Annotated in this window: 20 protein-coding genes; 11 read left to right on the top strand and 9 right to left on the bottom strand. The window is 33.6% G+C overall.

The genetic code is table 11. From position 1 onward, the window contains the following. Nucleotide 1 precedes the first annotated feature (1 nt). A complete protein-coding gene (gene psbC / locus EU92_RS07820; RefSeq protein WP_032512915.1) occupies nt 2-1,384 on the bottom strand; it encodes a photosystem II reaction center protein CP43 in 1,383 nt (460 codons plus the stop codon). Next, entirely contained in the window at nt 1,368-2,444 is a 1,077-nt protein-coding gene (gene psbD / locus EU92_RS07825) for a photosystem II D2 protein (photosystem q(a) protein) (RefSeq protein ID WP_032512913.1), read from the bottom strand. The genes psbC and psbD overlap by 17 nt, the downstream gene beginning before the upstream one ends. A 181-nt stretch (nt 2,445-2,625) precedes the next feature. Here psbD and EU92_RS07830 point away from each other — a divergent pair, with 181 nt between their 5' ends. Then, nucleotides 2,626-3,183, top strand: a complete 558-nt coding sequence (locus EU92_RS07830; RefSeq protein ID WP_032512912.1) for a photosystem I assembly protein Ycf4 — start codon at nt 2,626-2,628, stop codon at nt 3,181-3,183. A gap of 41 nt (nt 3,184-3,224) precedes the next feature. Continuing rightward, nucleotides 3,225-3,836 carry a peptidylprolyl isomerase gene (locus EU92_RS07835; RefSeq protein WP_342665542.1) on the top strand — a complete coding sequence of 204 codons (612 nt, stop codon included), beginning with the start codon at nt 3,225-3,227 and terminating at the stop codon, nt 3,834-3,836. On the opposite strand, the gene ilvN is transcribed toward EU92_RS07835, so the two are convergent. Together ilvN and EU92_RS07845 are read right to left on the bottom strand one after the other, a co-directional pair. Continuing rightward, nucleotides 3,833-4,357 (bottom strand): acetolactate synthase small subunit, encoded by a 525-nt coding sequence (gene ilvN, locus EU92_RS07840; RefSeq protein WP_012008031.1) that lies wholly within the window; start codon nt 4,355-4,357, stop codon nt 3,833-3,835. The two genes, EU92_RS07835 and ilvN, sit on opposite strands and share 4 nt — an antisense overlap. A gap of 3 nt (nt 4,358-4,360) precedes the next feature. Further along, nucleotides 4,361-5,305, bottom strand: coding sequence for an alpha/beta fold hydrolase (locus tag EU92_RS07845; protein ID WP_032512909.1), 945 nt, complete (start codon nt 5,303-5,305; stop codon nt 4,361-4,363). Between the two features lie 93 nt (nt 5,306-5,398). Between EU92_RS07845 and petM the strand changes: the two genes are divergently transcribed. From petM to infA, 4 genes are all read left to right on the top strand, one after another. Beyond that, nucleotides 5,399-5,497: a cytochrome b6-f complex subunit PetM gene (gene petM / locus EU92_RS0108725; protein ID WP_011132786.1), complete on the top strand. Its 99-nt coding sequence runs from the start codon at nt 5,399-5,401 to the stop codon at nt 5,495-5,497. A gap of 57 nt (nt 5,498-5,554) precedes the next feature. After that, on the top strand, nt 5,555-6,517 hold the full coding sequence (locus EU92_RS07850; RefSeq protein WP_032512908.1) for an NAD(P)H-binding protein: 963 nt from the start codon (nt 5,555-5,557) through the stop codon (nt 6,515-6,517). A 54-nt stretch (nt 6,518-6,571) separates the two neighbouring features. Beyond that, on the top strand, nt 6,572-6,784 hold the full coding sequence (locus EU92_RS07855; RefSeq protein WP_032512907.1) for a hypothetical protein: 213 nt from the start codon (nt 6,572-6,574) through the stop codon (nt 6,782-6,784). A 91-nt stretch (nt 6,785-6,875) separates the two neighbouring features. Further along, entirely contained in the window at nt 6,876-7,139 is a 264-nt protein-coding gene (gene infA, locus EU92_RS07860; RefSeq protein WP_032512906.1) for a translation initiation factor IF-1, read from the top strand. 14 nt (nt 7,140-7,153) lie between these two features. Here the strand turns inward: infA and trxB are convergent, their stop codons facing one another. The 3 genes from trxB to EU92_RS07875 form a co-directional block, all read right to left on the bottom strand. After that, nucleotides 7,154-8,530 carry a thioredoxin-disulfide reductase gene (gene trxB / locus EU92_RS07865; RefSeq protein ID WP_032512905.1) on the bottom strand — a complete coding sequence of 459 codons (1,377 nt, stop codon included), beginning with the start codon at nt 8,528-8,530 and terminating at the stop codon, nt 7,154-7,156. A 79-nt stretch (nt 8,531-8,609) separates the two neighbouring features. After that, entirely contained in the window at nt 8,610-8,834 is a 225-nt protein-coding gene (locus EU92_RS07870) for a hypothetical protein (RefSeq protein ID WP_032512903.1), read from the bottom strand. Between the two features lie 155 nt (nt 8,835-8,989). Next, complete coding sequence (locus EU92_RS07875; protein WP_032512902.1) at nt 8,990-9,568, bottom strand: hypothetical protein; 579 nt, start codon at nt 9,566-9,568, stop codon at nt 8,990-8,992. A 124-nt stretch (nt 9,569-9,692) separates the two neighbouring features. On the opposite strand from EU92_RS07875, the gene EU92_RS07880 reads away from it, so the two are divergent. The 5 genes from EU92_RS07880 to EU92_RS07900 all read left to right on the top strand — a co-directional run bounded on the left by EU92_RS07880 (nt 9,693) and on the right by EU92_RS07900 (nt 14,468). Further along, the gene (locus EU92_RS07880) at nt 9,693-10,823 is read left to right on the top strand and encodes a Re/Si-specific NAD(P)(+) transhydrogenase subunit alpha (RefSeq protein WP_032512900.1); all 1,131 of its coding nucleotides are present in this window, start codon (nt 9,693-9,695) and stop codon (nt 10,821-10,823) included. Nucleotides 10,824-10,835: 12 nt separating this feature from the next. Then, entirely contained in the window at nt 10,836-11,129 is a 294-nt protein-coding gene (locus EU92_RS07885; RefSeq protein WP_011863273.1) for an NAD(P) transhydrogenase subunit alpha, read from the top strand. 8 nt (nt 11,130-11,137) lie between these two features. Continuing rightward, on the top strand, nt 11,138-12,577 hold the full coding sequence (locus tag EU92_RS07890) for an NAD(P)(+) transhydrogenase (Re/Si-specific) subunit beta (RefSeq protein ID WP_032523505.1): 1,440 nt from the start codon (nt 11,138-11,140) through the stop codon (nt 12,575-12,577). Next, nucleotides 12,558-13,646 (top strand): alpha/beta fold hydrolase, encoded by a 1,089-nt coding sequence (locus EU92_RS07895; RefSeq protein WP_032512896.1) that lies wholly within the window; start codon nt 12,558-12,560, stop codon nt 13,644-13,646. The genes EU92_RS07890 and EU92_RS07895 overlap by 20 nt, the downstream gene beginning before the upstream one ends. Before the next feature lie 273 nt (nt 13,647-13,919). Then, a complete protein-coding gene (locus EU92_RS07900) occupies nt 13,920-14,468 on the top strand; it encodes a nitroreductase family protein (RefSeq protein ID WP_032512894.1) in 549 nt (182 codons plus the stop codon). Nucleotides 14,469-14,579: 111 nt separating this feature from the next. On the opposite strand, the gene EU92_RS07905 is transcribed toward EU92_RS07900, so the two are convergent. Together EU92_RS07905 and cysS are read right to left on the bottom strand one after the other, a co-directional pair. Further along, complete coding sequence (locus EU92_RS07905) at nt 14,580-15,809, bottom strand: 1-deoxy-D-xylulose-5-phosphate reductoisomerase (RefSeq protein WP_032512893.1); 1,230 nt, start codon at nt 15,807-15,809, stop codon at nt 14,580-14,582. Between the two features lie 82 nt (nt 15,810-15,891). After that, a complete protein-coding gene (gene cysS, locus EU92_RS07910) occupies nt 15,892-17,361 on the bottom strand; it encodes a cysteine--tRNA ligase (protein ID WP_032512892.1) in 1,470 nt (489 codons plus the stop codon).

Genomic DNA, 17,361 nt, shown 5'->3' with positions numbered 1-17,361 from the left:
ATTAATCTAAATCAGGCATTTCTAGAACTGGCTCACTCTTTCTGTCAATTCCTTTTTCGAAACCGGCAGCGGCTGCTCTAGCACGTCCAGCATGCCAAAGGTGACCGATGAATGTAAACCATCCTAGGAAGAACTGAGCTGCAGCTAACCATTGTCTTAAGTTGACAAAGTTAACAGCATTAGGCTCTGTAATGATTCCACCAACAGAGTTGATAGAAGCGTTAGGAGCATGAGTCATATATTCAGCAGCTCTTCTTACTTGCCAGGGCTGAATATCATTTTGGATTTTCTCAAGGCTTAATCCATTAGGGCCTCTTAAAGGCTCTAACCATGGACCTCTGAAGTCCCAAAATCTCATTGTTTCGCCACCAAATATAATTTCACCAGTAGGAGATCTCATGAGATACTTACCTAGACCTGTTGGTCCCATTGTTGAACCTACGTTGGCTCCAATTCTTTGGTCTCTCACAAGGAAAGTAAAGCTTTGGGCCTGTGAAGCTTCAGCGTTTGTTGGACCGTAAAACTCTGAAGGGTAAGCAGTGTTGTTAAACCAGATAAATGTTGAAGCAATAAAACTTGCTACACAAATCCCACCAAGTGCATAACTTAACAGTGCTTCACCGTTCCAAATGAATGCTCTTCGTGCCCATCCAAAAGGTTCGGTAAAGATATGGAATATTCCTCCAATAATTGCAGTTACACCCACATAGACATGTCCACCAACAATATCTTCAATGGAGTTAACACCGATTATTGAACCGGCTCCTCCCCATGGAGATCTAAATAGATAACCAAGAATAACTCTTGGATCTAAAGTTGGGTTAACAAGTCTGACTTCACCACCACCAGGTGCCCATGTGTCATATGCACCGCCAATAAAACACCAGTTAACTGACCATGCTAATGCACCTACACCTAGAACAATCAAATGATATCCAAGAATGTTTGTCATTTGATTCTTATCTCTCCAATCAGTAGAGAAAAATGGAAAATCTTCTTCGAGTTTTTCTGGACCTGCTAATGAATGGTAAATACCACCAAAACCAAGAACAGCAGAAGCTATCAAGTGAACCACGCCTGCCTGGAAGAAAGGCATGATATCAGTAACTTCACCACCAGGACCTATTCCATAACCAAACATTGCGACATGTGGCATACAGATTAAGCCTTGCTCCCACATTGGTTTATCAAAAGTAAAATGATTAACCTCAAAGAGCATCATTGCTCCCGCCCAAAAGACTATTAGTCCAGAGTGAGCAATGTGAGCTCCTAATAAACGTCCAGATAAATTGATTAATCTAGCATTACCTACATACCAGGCATAACCAGTTTCCTCAATACTTTGGTTTGGAGCTCTTAATAAATTATTAAAGGGCGTTTCCACGTGGAAGAACCTCCTCAGGGAATACAAAGTTTTCGTGTGGTTGATCCACAGAAGACATCCATGCTCGCATACCTTCGTTCAAAAGTATATTTTTTGTATAGAAAGTTTCAAATTCTGGATCTTCTGCTGCACGTATTTCTTGGCTTACGAAATCATAAGCTCTTAAGTTTAGTGCTAAGCCGACAATACCAATTGAAGATGTCCACATACCCATAACAGGTACAAATAACATCAAGAAGTGTAAGAAACGCTTGTTTGAGAAAGCAATACCGAAGATTTGACTCCAGAATCTATTCGCTGTGATCATTGAATAAGTTTCTTCTTCTTGTGTTGGATCAAAAGCTCTAAATGTCGAACTTTGAACCTTACCATCTGTATAGATACTTGTATCTTCATACAGTGTGTTCTGTACTGTAGCTCCATGAATAGCGCAAAGTAGAGCACCACCAAGAATTCCAGCAACTCCCATCATGTGGAAAGGATTTAAAGTGATATTGTGAAAACCTTGAATGAAAAGGATGTAACGGAAGATTGCTGCAACACCAAATGAAGGTGCGAAGAACCAACTATGCTGTCCTAAAGGATAAATAAGGAAAATACTTGTGAAAACTGCAATTACTGCTGAGAAAGCTAATGCATTGTAGGGTCTAATTCCAACAAGGCCAGCAATTTCAAACTGACGAAGCATAAAACCAATTAGGCCAAATGCTCCATGTAATGCAACAAAGTTCCAAAGACCTCCAAGTTGTAGCCATCTTACGAAACTACCTTGGGCTTCAGGACCCCATAAAAATAGAAGACTGTGTCCCATGGCATCACCAGGGGTACTTACAGCTGCTGTTAAAAAGTTACAACCTTCAAGGTATGAGCTTGCAACTCCGTGTGTGTACCAAGAGGTAACAAATGTTGTTCCGACGAACCAACCACCTATAGCAAGATATGCGCAAGGGAGTAGAAGTAGTCCGGACCAACCAATAAATACAAAGCGGTCGCGCTTTAACCAATCATCGAGGACATCAAACCATCCTCTTTGTGGGGCGCTCCCAACTGCGATCGTCATGAGAAATCGTTTTTAGCTTCGGGATACGCAGTGACTTTAACAAAGATTGAGAGTAATGTGGGGAAATATTTGTATATCTGAAATGCCTTGTAAAGCTTTCCTGACTTTTTTATTAAAAATTAGGTAAGAATACCCCCTTATTTTGTTAAATTATCTGAACTAGGCTCTAAAAAAAATAAAAATGAATTCAGACCTCACGTCTTTTGATAAAATCGAACAAAAAATTGGTGGATCAAGAAAAATTTCTAATTATATCATTGGTGGAATGCTAACGATTGGGGGTATTGGTTTTCTTTTGGCTTCTATATCTAGCTATTTAGGAAGGGATCTATTACCTCTGGGAAATCCTTCAACATTATTGTTTATACCTCAAGGAATAATAATGGGTGCATATGGAATAATAGCCAATTTATTGAATTTTTATCTATGGTATTTGGTTTACATAAACTTTGGGTCAGGAAGTAATTCATTTGATAAATCATCAAAATCTATAGAAATCAAAAGAAAAGGATTATTTAAAGAGATTGAAGTAAAATTGAATTTCGATGAAATTAAATCAGTTAAGTTGGATATAAGTGAGGGATTTAATCCTAGAAGAAGAATTGCTTTAGTACTCAAAGGTAGAAAAAAACCTCTCCCTCTAAGCGGAGCAGGTGAACTTAAACCACTACTTCAAGTTGAAGAAGAAGGAGCGCGTCTGGCTAAATTTTTAAGTGTTAATTTGGAGGGCTTAAAATAAAAATAAAATATTTATTAAAAGCATTAATTTTCATTCAAGTCTTGTTCTTGTTACAAGCTTGTAGTTTAAAAAATGAGATTGATTCAAATTATTACTGCCAAAAACTTAAATTCAGTTGTATCAAAGCTAATAAAATAGTTCTTTTTAGAACTTCAAAAGGCGATTTCGAGGTTAAATTATTTGGTAAAGATAATCCAGTTACCGTATCAAACTTTATAGAAAACATAGAAAATAATATTTATGAAAATCAAAAATTTTATAAAGTAATATATTATCCCCAACTAAAATTTATACACGGGGGTGTCAATCCAGAAAATAAATTTTATATTGAACAAAATCAAACCTTAAATAAGAAAACTCCTTCAATACCTTTAGAGATAAAATTTAAAGAAGAAATTAATCCAAGATATAACTATCAAATAAAAAATCCGAATGAAACTGATAATTTAGTTAATACTTTTGAAAGTGGTTCAATCGCCATGGTTAGGAACGGTAAGAACAAAGCTTCCTCTACTGAATTTTTTTTTGTAACTAATGAGATTCCAGAACTAGATGGAAGATATTCAATTTTTGGAAAAATTATTAAAGGATTAGATGTACTTGAAAAGATCAACAAAGAAGACTTTATTAAAAAAGTCAAGATATCTAATTAAATTTCTAGTGAATATTTGTTGATTTTTAACATTTCTGTATTAACTCCGGAAGAGCGTTTTAACGCCACCTTGCCAGTTCTTGCTATTTCAAGAATGCCATAAGGTTCGAGTAATTTCTCTAAAGCAACTAGCTTACCAGGATCTCCTACTACTTCGAGCGTTAAGGCTATATCTGAAACGTCAACAACTTTTGCACGGAATATTTGAACTATATCTAAGATATTACTTCTAGTATCTTCTTTCGATGAAACTTTTAGTAACATCAATTCCCTCTCGACAGCAGCGAGATTAGTAAAATCTACAACTCCAAGAACGTTAAATAACTTATTGAGTTGCTTAGTCATTTGTTGAAGAGTTTCATCGTCACCTTCTACAACCATGGTTAACCTCGAGATTCCTTTAGATTCTGCAGGCCCTACTGCGAGGCTATCTATGTTGAATCCCCTTCTAGCAAAAAGACCTGAGATTCTACTCAAAGCTCCAGATTCGTCTTCTACAAGAACTGATAGTGTATGTTTCATATTTTAAAAGGTTTTTAAATCTCTAATCCATTCATAAGAAATCCTATTGAATATTGAAGGATCTTCATCATGGATACAATGCCCTGAATTGGATACTATTTTTAATTTTACCCATCTATGGAAATTTGCAATCTTTTTACCAAGAAACAAAGGAATGAAATTATCTTTATTTCCCCAAATTAATAAAAAAGGAACTTTTTTTGAGGCGCTGAGTTTACTTAAAAGGTAAGAAGATTGAAATTTTTCATCTCTTGAAGTCATTCCAATACACATTGCTCTTAATGACCTAGCTGAAGTTCTTCTTAAAACTGGTTTTGTTACTAAATCTATTAGTTCGCGATCAATATTATCTTTCTTGAAATAGGCAGAATTTAGACCCAGTCTTATAACACCAAATTTGGTTATTAAAAATAAAATAATCTCCAAAGGAAAAAAAATAAAAAATATTTTTATAAATCTATTTTTAAATTTCTTAAATAATGGTTTATTTGTTATCGACTTTTTGTTTTCATGAATTTGATCTGGTAGAGGAGATGCAATAACTGTTGCAATTTGATCCTCTAATGAAACAGCACATGTTAAGGCTACTAATGATCCAAGGGAATTGCCAATAAGAATAACTTTTCCAGAATTCTTTGGCCTTATGACCTGTTTAATAAAATCTTTCACTTGATTACACCAAATCTCATTATTTAATTTTTCAATTTGTCTTATCCCAGGTTGATCAGAATCACCAAATCCTATCAAATCAATAGAATAAGAGGCACAATTCCTTTTTGCAAAATAATCTAAATTGTGTCTCCAATGTTTTCGACTAGCTCCAAATCCATGGAGAAAGATAATTGGAATTTTATTATCTTCGCCTGTAACACTCCAACAAATTTTAAAACCATTCCAATTCCAGTAATTAGGAAAGTTAATATCTTCTTTTTTAAAGTTATTAGTCATATATTTAAAAATTTTCAAGATATTTGCATTATCTACTTTTTTAACAAATAAATGTATATTGAATGTAAATTATAGTAATGATTAAATTTTACTATGGCTAAAGAAATTTTTAGTATTGCGGCTGTTTTTTGGATATTGATACCAATAGGATTGGTTGGTGGTGCATTATTATTAAAGTTTCAGGGAGATTGATTCTCACGAATACATAACAAAGTAAGTTATTGTCTACAGGTTTAGTAAATCTTAAATATGAAGATTCTTTTAGTAGGAGCAACAGGGACTCTTGGGAGGCAAATAGCAAAGCAAGCTATAGAAGATGGACATGAAGTAAGATGCTTTGTTAGAAACCCAAGAAAAGCTTCTTTTCTACAGGAGTGGGGTTGTGAACTAACAAAAGGTAATTTATTAAATTCTCCTGATATTGAGTATGCCTTGCAAGATATTGAAGTAGTTATCGATGCGGCAACCAGTAGACCTGATGATCCAAAAAGTATTTATGACATAGATTGGAATGGAAAACTTAACTTATTCAATGCCTGTGAATCCTTAAATGTAAAAAGGGTAATTTTTCTCTCAATACTACATACAGAAAAATTTAGGAATATTCCATTAATGGACATTAAGTTTTGTACCGAAAAACTTCTTGAGAAATCTGATCTGGAATATACAATTTTTAAGTGTGCAGCTTTTATGCAAGGAGTTATTGGTCAATTTGCTATTCCAATCTTAGACAGTCAAGCAGTATGGATGAGTGGAACTCCAACGAAAATTGCTTATATGAATACTCAAGATATGGCAAAATTGATTGTATCAGCAGTAAATAACCCGAAAACTCATAGAACTTCCTTACCATTAGTTGGTCCTGCCGCTTGGGATTCTAATGAAGTGATCTCTTTGTGTGAGAAATTTAGTAATAAAAAGGCAAAGATATTTAGGGTTTCACCTTTTCTTATCACTGTTACTCAAAAAGTTGTATCTTTTTTTCAGGATTCTTTGAATGTCGCTGAAAGATTAGCCTTTGCTGAAGTAACGAGTAGTGGAGAATCATTAGATGCTGACATGAGCAAAACCTACGAAATATTGGATCTTAAAAAAGAAGATATGACATCACTAGAGAGTTATATCAAGGATTACTACCAACAAATACTTAAAAGACTAAAAGAAATGGAAGTAGATTTAAATATTGAAGAAAAAAAGAGATTACCCTTTTAGCCTTGCATTTCTGGGATTGTGTAGTATTTTTGTACTATGAATTAATAAATGTTTATGTCTGTTTCTAAATCTAAAAATCTTGAACGAAAACTGGATAATTTTGCAAAAGAAGCAAAAAATGAATTGAATAACGTTTGCGGAACTTCATTATGGGAAACTCTTGGATTTGTATTTTTTGATCAATTAGAAGATTCTGATAAAATTGCCAAAGCTAATTTTTATTATGGGCAACTTCAAATAATTAATGAAATTAAATTTTTAATTTAAATTGAATTCCTTATTTTAATAAGGTAATCTTTCTGAAATTAATTTTGGCCAATGTTTTTCTGATAATATAAATCTAGAAAAGAATTATTTAATGATTGAAACTTCTGGTGTAATAGAAAAAGAGCAGGGGAATGGATTTTATTTGGTTACCTTAGAGCAACCTGAAGGACATCAATGTTTGTGCAGAGCCGCAGGGAAATTGACTAAATTTAGAATTAAACTATTGGCTGGAGATAAAGTATTAGTGGAAATTAGTCCTTATGATCTCTCTAGAGGGAGGATTACCTATAGAGAGAGGAATGCAGGTGGTGGTAGACCTACGACTAATAAAAATAATCCTAAGAGGAATAAATAAGTCTAAAGATAATTTTAAATAATATTTTTTATCGCTTCTTTAAATTCGCTTCTTTGTTTAACTCCTTGCCATTGTTTTTTTAATAATTTTTCTTTAAAAAGTTGAACTGTTGGTGTGCCATTAATACCAGCTTGTTTTGCGATATCTTGATCTTTATCAATATCTATTTCAACGCCCAGCACTGCACCATCAAGTTCCTTAATTATCCTTTTTAATTGAGGTTTCAAAACATGACATGGACCGCAGCTTGGAGAACTAAAAATAACTAAGATAGGTTTTTTACTCTCGTGATAAAGTTTTCTTAATGCATAACTACCTTTTTGCCACTCAGAGTTTGAATCGAAGGTATCTTCATTGACTTCCTCTTCATTAAAATCTGATGAATTAAGTTTTTTTTCTGGCTCCGGTTTTTCTCTGATTATGGTTTTTGCTAAGTTTTTCTCCGCTAGCCACCTTTCAGCAGCTAATGCTGCCATGCATCCTGTTCCTGCAGCAGTAACTCCTTGTCTCCATTCTGAATCAACAACATCACCTGCCGCGAAAATACCTTCAATAGATGTTTCTGGTCTGCCTGATTTGCAAGCGATATATCCTTTATTATCTAAATCAATTTTATCCCCCAAGAACTTTGTATTTGGTGTATGTCCTATTGCGTAAAAAAGGCCCTTTATATTGATTTCCTTTTTTTCTCCTTTAGAGTCAATAGTTTCTATCTTTTCAAGCCATTCTAAACCATTAGCTTTCTCTACTTGAGTATTCCAGTGGATTTCTATCTTTGGATTGGCTTTTACTCTATCAACCATTGCTGCGCTAGCTCTTAATTTCTCTGATCTAACAATCAAATGCACTCTGCTCCCATATTTTGTGAGATATGCTGCTTCTTCACATGCAGAGTCCCCTCCCCCTATGACAGCTAATTCTTCATCCCTAAATTGCGGAGTTGCTCCATCACAAATCGCACAAGCACTTATTCCTTTACTCCAGAATTTGTCTTCATTTATCACACCCAATCGATTAGCACTTGCTCCAGTTGCAACAATAATTGAGTTTGTTTTTATAGTACCTTCTAAGGTTTTTAATTCAAAAGGATGTAATCCTGTATTGATTGAAACAACATCACTTTCATATAAATTCGTACCCCATCTTTCTGCTTGAGCCTTCATTAGGTCCATCAATTCTGGGCCTAGTACTCCATCGGGAAATCCTGGATAATTTTCAACAAATGTTGTCGTCATTAATTGACCCCCAGGAATTCCACCTGAATTAAAACCTGTTACAAGCAAAGGTTCAAGATTTGCTCTTGCTGCATATATTGCAGCTGTATAACCTGCAGGGCCTGAGCCTATAATTACAATATTTTCTACGTTTGAATTTTTGTCTTTATTTTCCATTTATTTGCAAATTATACTTCTAATAATAATAAATAAACCCAAATAATGAAGGTAGGGTTTCACAGGATAGATTTATTATTTAATCATTGACTTTTTGGTCTAATAATTCTTTTAATTCCCTTGGGAAATTTAAAACAGAATCTTTTAAATTTTCGTTCTTTTCCCCAATATGTAATATCCACTCTCTAAATTCTTCTGCGATTGCATAACTGTCTTCATATCTTTCTAGGGTATCCATTGCAATAATTCTGTTGGTAGCCCAACAGGTGGCAATATCAATCCTTTTTCTAATGAAGTTTTCCATTAAAATTTAGAATGTTGTATATAGATAAACACATGAAATAATATATTTACTGTTTAATAAGTTACAACTTTGTACTTCCAAACAATAATTTAATGTTTAGTTTATATTTGAGCTGATTTTAATAGAAATTATAAAGAAAATATAAAGAATTAGGATTAAACCGCCTCGCTGTGATTAGCAAGTAGCCTTTCAACTTCCTCAAAACCCTCTTTGGCTGAATTTATTGCAAGTTCCTCGCTAACTTTTTCTTCTGATACTAATTTTGTAGATATTTTCTTCAAAAGAATTTCTTTCTTCTCTCTTAGTGAACTAACAATTTCCTCTTCAATAATAGATTTTATGGCTTTAGAAATTATTTTTTTGTCATTTGCTTCTTCAAATGTTCCCTGGACTAATTCCTGAATAAATAATCGATGAACTTCACTACTCCTTAAAAAGCTTTCTGTGGCATTGATAATCCCTTCAACAAGAGCTTCATCAGGTTCAGAATCATTTTCTGCTAGTTTGAATTCCCAATCTAAATGTCTTCTTTGCCAACCTGCCGAGTGGAGACTAGGCATTACTGTCTGTGAATAAGTATCAACTGACATTTCATAAATTCTCTCTGCTAATTTTTCGCACCAGTCTCTACCATGCTTTTCTAGATTTTTCTGCATAGCTTGTCTGGGAACAGCATGACCACCATGATGGCTGTGACATACTCCATCAGGACATTCGATTGCTTTTATACTCATTGGATTTTTAATGCATATATTCTACATAGCTATTTTTTTAAGAAAAGAAAATATATTTTTAACAAAAATCCAAGACTTTTGACTTTCTTCAATTTATATTTAGGATGTTAAAAAAATAAATAAATTGACAAAGATACTTATTCCTTCCGAAACAAGCTCTGGTGAAAGGAGAGTTTCAGCTACACCAGAAGCGGTAAAGAAATTAAAAGGCCTAGGATGTGATGTTTATATTGAAAGTTCAGCAGGAATATTATCAGGATTTAGTGACTTATCATATAAAGAGTCTGGCGGCACAATAATTAGTGACTTAGATCAAAACATTTGGGGTGAAGCGGACATCATATTTTGTGTTCAAACTCCCTCTGAAAATAATTTAACTAAATTAAAGAAAGGCGCTGTTCTTCTTGGGCTTCTTAACCCATATGGTAATAAGGAGCTTCTTAAGATTATAAGTAGTAATAGGATTTCAGCTTTATCACTAGAGTTGCTGCCTAGAATTAGTAGAGCTCAATCTTCTGATGTTCTTTCTTCACAGGCTAATATTGCAGGCTATAAAGCAGTTCTTTTAGCTGCAAGTGAGTTGGATAGATATTTCCCAATGCTTATGACTGCAGCAGGAACTGTTCAACCCGCCAAAGTAGTTGTTCTTGGTGGAGGTGTTGCAGGATTGCAAGCAGTCGCTACTGCAAAAAGGCTTGGTGCCATAGTTTTTGTATCAGATATCAGACCTGCTGTTAAAGAGCAAGTAGAGTCACTCGGGGCAAGGTTTATAGAACTTCCTGATGTGGACGAAAAACCAGGCGAGTCAGGGGGTTATGCAAAAGCCGTAACTCCTGAATTCCTCTCAAAACAGAAGGCTACTTTAACTAAATATTTATCTGAAGCTGATGTCGCTATTTGTACTGCGCAAGTTCTAGGTAAAAAGGCTCCTGTTTTAATAGACTCTCCAATGATTGAAAAAATGAGACCTGGAGCAGTAGTTATTGATTTGGCAGTTTTACAAGGAGGTAACTGCGAAGGAACAAAATCAAATGAAACTATTATCAAAGATGGAGTAAAACTTATAGGGGCTGGCGAATTACCCTCATCAGTGCCTTATGATGCGAGTTCACTTTATGCTAAGAACTTAACATCTTTGATTACACCATTTATAAAAGATGGTGTAATTAAATTAGATAAAGAGGATGAGCTAATTTCAGGATGTTTATTAAGCGATGAAGGAGTTGTCCTTCAAAATAAAGTTTTTGAAAATTGAGGTTTTAAAATTATGTCTTTTATAAGTCTCCTTTGGGTCCTTTTACTTGGTAGTTTATTAGGCCTAGAGTTAATAGGAAAAGTTCCGCCTACTCTTCATACACCTTTAATGAGTGGAGCAAATGCAATCTCAGGAATAACAATGCTGGCAGCATTGACTTTAATTGTGAAAGCAGAAGGTAACGTTCCGCTTTTAATTATTGGTTCAGTTTCTCTTGGATTCGCTCTTTTCAATGTAGTGGGAGGTTTCTTCGTAACTGATCGCATGCTCGCAATGTTTAGCCGTAAACCATCAAATAAAAAGTAATTTTTAGTATGAATCTACCCGTAATCATTAAATTCGTTATTGACCTTCTAGCTGTTCTTTTTCTTGCTTTGGGAATAAAAGGATTGTCAAAAGTAAAATCAGCTAGGGATGCTAATAGATTAGCTGCATTTGCAATGTCCCTATCAGTAATAGGATTACTATCCTATTATTTGGGTACATCTGGAATTACTATTCAGTCTTGGATTTGGATAATAATTGGATCAATTATAGGTAGTTTACTCGGAGCAATACTTGCAAAAAAAGTACCGATGACTTCCATGCCTGAGACAGTTGCATTGTTTAATGGTTGTGGTGGAATGTCATCACTTTTAGTGGCCTTGGGAGTGGCTGTTTTTCCTATTTCTAATAGTCTAGAAAATTTTGATTTTTTTAAGTCACTTATTAACCAAGTTTCTATATCTGTTTCTATATTTGTAGGTGCAATAACTTTCACTGGTTCAATTGTGGCAATGGCAAAGTTACAGGGTTGGTTGTCAACTCCAGGATGGACTCAGAGCAAAGTTAGACATTTTGTAAATATTGTTTTTGTAGTCGCTTCCTTGATAGCCTTTCTTGACTTGATAAACGGCAATACCAGTTCTATTTGGCTTTTAGTTATAGTTTCTTCTTTGTTAGGTATAGGAGTGACTTTGCCAATTGGTGGAGCCGATATGCCAGTTGTTATATCTTTATTGAATAGCTATTCAGGGATCGCAGCAGCAGCAGCAGGTTTCGTTGTTGATAGTCAGCTTTTGATAGTGGCAGGTGCAATGGTTGGAGCAGCAGGTCTAATACTTACTCAAGTAATGTGCAAGGGTATGAATAGATCATTGGTCTCAGTTCTTTTTGGAGGATCTTTATCTGCACAAACTACAGCCTCTTCTGGATCAGGAGAATACACAAATATAACTTCTTGTAGTGTTGAAGAATGTGCATTGACTTTAGAGGCAGCTAACAAGGTAATAATTGTTCCTGGTTATGGTCTCGCAGTAGCTCAAGCCCAACATACTTTAAGAGAAGTGACAAAAAAACTTGAGCAAAATGGTATTGAAGTTGTTTATGCGATACATCCTGTAGCAGGTAGGATGCCTGGACATATGAATGTACTTTTAGCTGAAGCAGATGTTCCTTACGAACAACTTAAAGAGATGGATGCTGTAAATCCTGATTTTCCAGCAACCGATGTTGTTTTAGTTTTAGGAGCAAATGATGTAGTTAATCCTCAGGCTAAAAATGATAGTTCTTCTCCTTTATATGGCATGCCAGTTCTTGATGTGCAGGAAGCAAGAACGGTTTTTGTAATTAAAAGAGGTATGAGTGCAGGTTACTCCGGAATAAAAAATGATTTATTTGATCTGCCAAATACTTCAATGGTCTTTGGTGATGCAAAGAAGGTATTGAGTGATTTAATTGGAGAATTAAAGGATCTTGGAGTTGGTGAGAAATAATAGTATATCTTTTAGTTTTTCAGATTACTTAAAAAATAAGCCATTTCAAGAAGTCTTACCTTGGATAGGTGGCGATTTACAAACTTTGAGAGATACTTTTGTTATTGATTTTGGTAAATCAATAAAAAATAAAAAAATATTCTTTCCGATTAATAAAATTCTTTCTGAAAAATTTGAATGTGATTACCTTCTGGGTTTTTTAGAATTACCTGAGAACTTAACCTCTTTAAAGGGTTTTGTTATCGTTACACATGGTTTAGGGGGTTCAACTAAAAGGTTTGGTTTAAGACGAATCTCTAGGAAATTAGCAAAAAATGGTTTTGGAGTTCTTAAATTAAATCTAAGAGGATCTGGGTCTGCGAGATATTTGGCTAAAGGAAATTATTGTGCTAGATGCTCCAGTGATGTTATTTCAACAATTAAATATTTTAAAAAATTAATTAATTCAAAGTTTAAAGATTTGATTATAAGAAATAACAGTCTTCCGATATACGGAGTTGGATTATCTTTAGGTGGAACAATTCTTTTAAATGCCTGCTTAGATTATGATGAAAACAATGGAGAAAGACTTTTAGATGGTCTAGCCTGCGTAAGTAGTCCTTTAGATTTATCATCATGTAGTCTCTGTATTGAAAAACCTAGAAATTATGTCTACCAAAAATGGTTACTTCACCGCTTAAAAAATCAATTATGGGATGGATATAATGATGAGGGCAAAATTCTTAAAAACGAGAAATTAAGTAAAACAATTAGAAGTTTAAAAAGTATAAGAGAATTTGATCAAAAATTTACAGCTCCTAGTTGGGGATTTAATTCTTTAGAAGATTATTATTTTAAAGCTTCTCCAATATTTAGAATTCAGAAATCAATAAAAAAATTACCTTCAATGCTTTTTATTCATGCTAAAGATGATCCTTGGGTTCCATATAAGACCACTATGAATTTAAGAAAAGAATCTATAGATAAATTTACTTTTTTAATAACTAAAAAAGGAGGTCATAATGGTTTTCACTCTATAAATGGCTGCTGGTCAGATGAAGCTGTAAAGAATTGGTTTGTCAGTATCTAGGACTATATGATAAGAATTAATGCTAATACCGTAGTGCAACAACTTAGAAAGTAAGTTTTTACTATTGATTTAAGGGATTTTGATACTGATAAATATCTAGAAAAGCTTGGTTCTGGTTCTCTCTAAATCATTTTATATCGCTTTAGACCTATTCAAAATCGTTTTGCCACGATTCTAAACAAAAAAAGAGCGTATGAACAACCCACAGCGAAAGTGCTAAAAGGATCGTTTAGCCCTTTTTTTTAGAGCTTAGTAAGCTATTATTATTTAGTTATGGATACAAATGCCGCTATTTTTGAGAGAAGAACTGTTCATGCTTTTAATTCAAAAAAAGTTGACGAGAAATTAATTTATAATGCTATAAATGCAGCAAATCAGGCTCCCTGTCACAGATTAACTTTTCCTTGGAGATTTTATTCAATTGGCATAAGCAAAAGAAATGAAATCTTAAAACTAGCAATTGATATTAAATCATCAAAAAAGTTGTTAGATGAGAATTCCAAGAAAATTATTAGAGATAAATTTCTGAATCCTTCTCATTTATTAATTTCAAGTCAAATTTTAAATAAAGATGAATTAATAAAAAAGGAAGATTACGCAGCTTGTGCATGTGCTATCCAAAATTTGGCAATATCTCTTGCTTCGAGCAGAGTTAATATTAAATGGTCTTCTGGAGAAATAATTAGAAGTAAAAGAATTTATAATATCCTTAATATGGATCCTTTATTAGAGGAAATAATAGGATTTATTTGGGTAGGGTATGGCAAAATATTGCCTGAAATTAAAAGACCATTGATTAATGAGATTTATAAACAAATTTAAAAATTTACAACACATTATAAAATTATTGGATGTATCCGATCCAGTATAAAAATTTTGTATTTCTATGTCATTTCACAAGAAATAGTAGAAGGGATCAGAAAGTAAAAGAGTTTATCCAATACTTACGTATTTTTTCCCTTTTTTAATTTCTTGCTTAACAAAAAGTCTGGCCCAATTGTCTACTTCAAGAATATCCTCCAATTCTGGACTCAAATTCAAATTCTCCATATGTGATTCACAAGCTTTACTTATAAATGTTGGAATTTCTTGAAAAGAAATTTTTTCTTTAAGGAATTGTTCAACAGCCATTTCATTAGCAGCATTTAAAACTGCAGGCATAGTCCCAGAAGATCTTCCTGCGGCATAGGCAAGTCCCATGCATGGATATTTAAACTCGTCTGGCTCTTTAAAAGTTAATTTTCCAATTTCACTTAGGTTTAATCTTTTCCAATTTGTTTTAAATCTTTCAGGCCAACTCATTGCATATAAAATAGGAAGTTTCATGTCTGGCCAACCTAATTGAGCTAATACTGAAGAATCTTCCATCTCAATCATTGAATGAATAATACTTTGAGGGTGGATAACTATTTCGATATTTTCGTAAGAAGTCCCAAATAAATAATGAGCTTCAATAACTTCTAATCCTTTATTCATAAGAGTTGCAGAATCTACAGTTATTTTTTTTCCCATATCCCAATTAGGATGTGAAGTCGCATCTTCCACTGTGACATGCTTTAAATCCTCAACGGCCCAATCTCTGAAAGCACCACCAGAGGCTGTTAAATGTATGGCTTTTAAACCAGTAGGCGTCTCTCCTGTTGAAAAATCTGCATTTTCATAATTAGGTAATCCTTGTAAACATTGAAAGATAGCAGAGTGTTCTGAATCAGCAGGTAAAAGCCTACTATTATTTTTCTTTAATGCAGGAATAACAATTGGCCCTGCCGCAATTAAAGTTTCTTTGTTAGCAAGTGCAATATTTTTCCCGGCATTAATTGCTGACATTGTTGGAATTAAGCCTGCACAGCCTACTATCCCTGTTACCACAGTATCTGCCTTGTCCCATGCTGCAACTGCGTTAATCCCCTCCTTTCCACCCAACACCAAGGGAGCACTATCTAAATCTAAGTTATTAATATTATCTTTTAAATCTTCTATAAGATTTTCATCCTCAATTGCAACTACTTCTGGTTTATGTGTTTTAACTTGTTCAGTTAATAAATTAATATTTCTTCCTGCGGAAAGAGCTACAGCTTTAAAATTATAAGGCTGCTCACTAGCTATTTCGAGAGTTTGAGTCCCTATTGAACCAGTCGAACCGAGCACAGTAATGTATTTCAAATTTCTCTGATATTTCTAATATCTTCCCATTTAAAGGTGTATTTAAAAAACAAAAATTTCAAATTGGTTTTTTTCTTAAAATTTAGACCCTTATCCATTTTGTTATTTCCTTTGATTGATCAATAAGTTCAATACCTTTTTCTTTTAACAAATTCCTAATTTCATCAGCCTTCGAATAATTCTTTTCCTTTTTTGCTTTCAATCTTTCATTAATAAGCGATGATATTTCTTCTTCTTTTATTTTACTTTCTTTTACTAAAACCTCTTTTTTAAGACCAAGCACCTCAGTCAACTTTTCAAGAGCTTTAAAATTCTCAATTAGAAAGAATTTTTCATTTAGTTCTATTTTAAAACCTTCAACCCTTTGAAATTGGTTTAAAAAGTTTTTTAATGGTTTCGCTAAATCGTAAATAATTGCAATAGCACCTGCGGTATTAAGGTCATTTCCCAGAGCCTCATAAAATTTAAGCTTTTTTTGAGATAATTCAAAACTTATTTTCTCTTTATATTCTTCTTCGATAGATTCATTTTTATCAATAGATCTAAAAGCACCTTTTGTAAGGTCCATAAAAGAAAGGGCTACATTAATATTTTTCCAAGCATCTGAAGCACTCCTTAAAGCTTTTTCAGTAAAATCAAGTGGTTTTCTATAATTAACAGTCATAACAAAATATCGCAAAGTCATAGGGCTTATACCTGACTTAATTAGCTCTCTGATAGTTTTAAAATTTTTAAGGGATTTACTCATCTTTTGTCCATTTACATTGACCATCCCATTGTGTAACCAATAGTTCGCGAGCTTTTTGCCATTGGCTGCTTCTGATTGGGCGATTTCATTCTCATGATGTGGAAAAATCAAATCAGAACCACCTAAATGGATATCAATAGTATCTCCTAATTCATCTTTAACCATCGCCGAACATTCAATATGCCATCCTGGCCTACCTTTACCCCATGGCGAATCAAAAAATGGTTCATCATCTTTGGCTTTTTTCCATAGTGCAAAATCTTGAGGATTAAGTTTTTTATTATTTTCCTCATTATCCATTCTTCCTTGCTGATTGATATTTTGTTCTTTTATATTTTGATTACTTAGCTTTCCATAATTTTTGTTTTTAAAAACAGAATAATAAACATCTCCATCCTTAGAGTATGCATAACCTTTGTCCTCAAGGATTGTTATGAAAGAGCAGATATTGCATATATGATTCGTTGCTCTTGGCATACTATCCGGACGCATTATCCCTAAAGAATCCATATCTCTATGAAATTCAATAATATTCTTTTCAGATACTTCCTTCATTGAACTGCTTTCTTCTTTCGCTCTTTTTAAGATCTTGTCATCTATATCTGTAAAATTTTGAACATACTTTACTTTGAAATCACTGTAAATTAAAAATCTTCTCAATACATCCCAAGCTATATAACTTCTGGCATGACCAAGATGACATAAATCATAAACAGTTACTCCACAACAATAAATTTTTACTACATCATCAATAGGCTTAAAAACCTCAACTTTTTTGCTTAGAGTATTAAAAAGTTTGATCAT

The organism is Prochlorococcus marinus str. MIT 9107 (assembly GCF_000759855.1).
Lineage (GTDB): Bacteria > Cyanobacteriota > Cyanobacteriia > PCC-6307 > Cyanobiaceae > Prochlorococcus_A > Prochlorococcus_A marinus_N.
The sequence above is the reverse complement of the archived record's forward strand: the minus strand, read 5'-3'. Positions and strand labels throughout refer to the sequence as shown.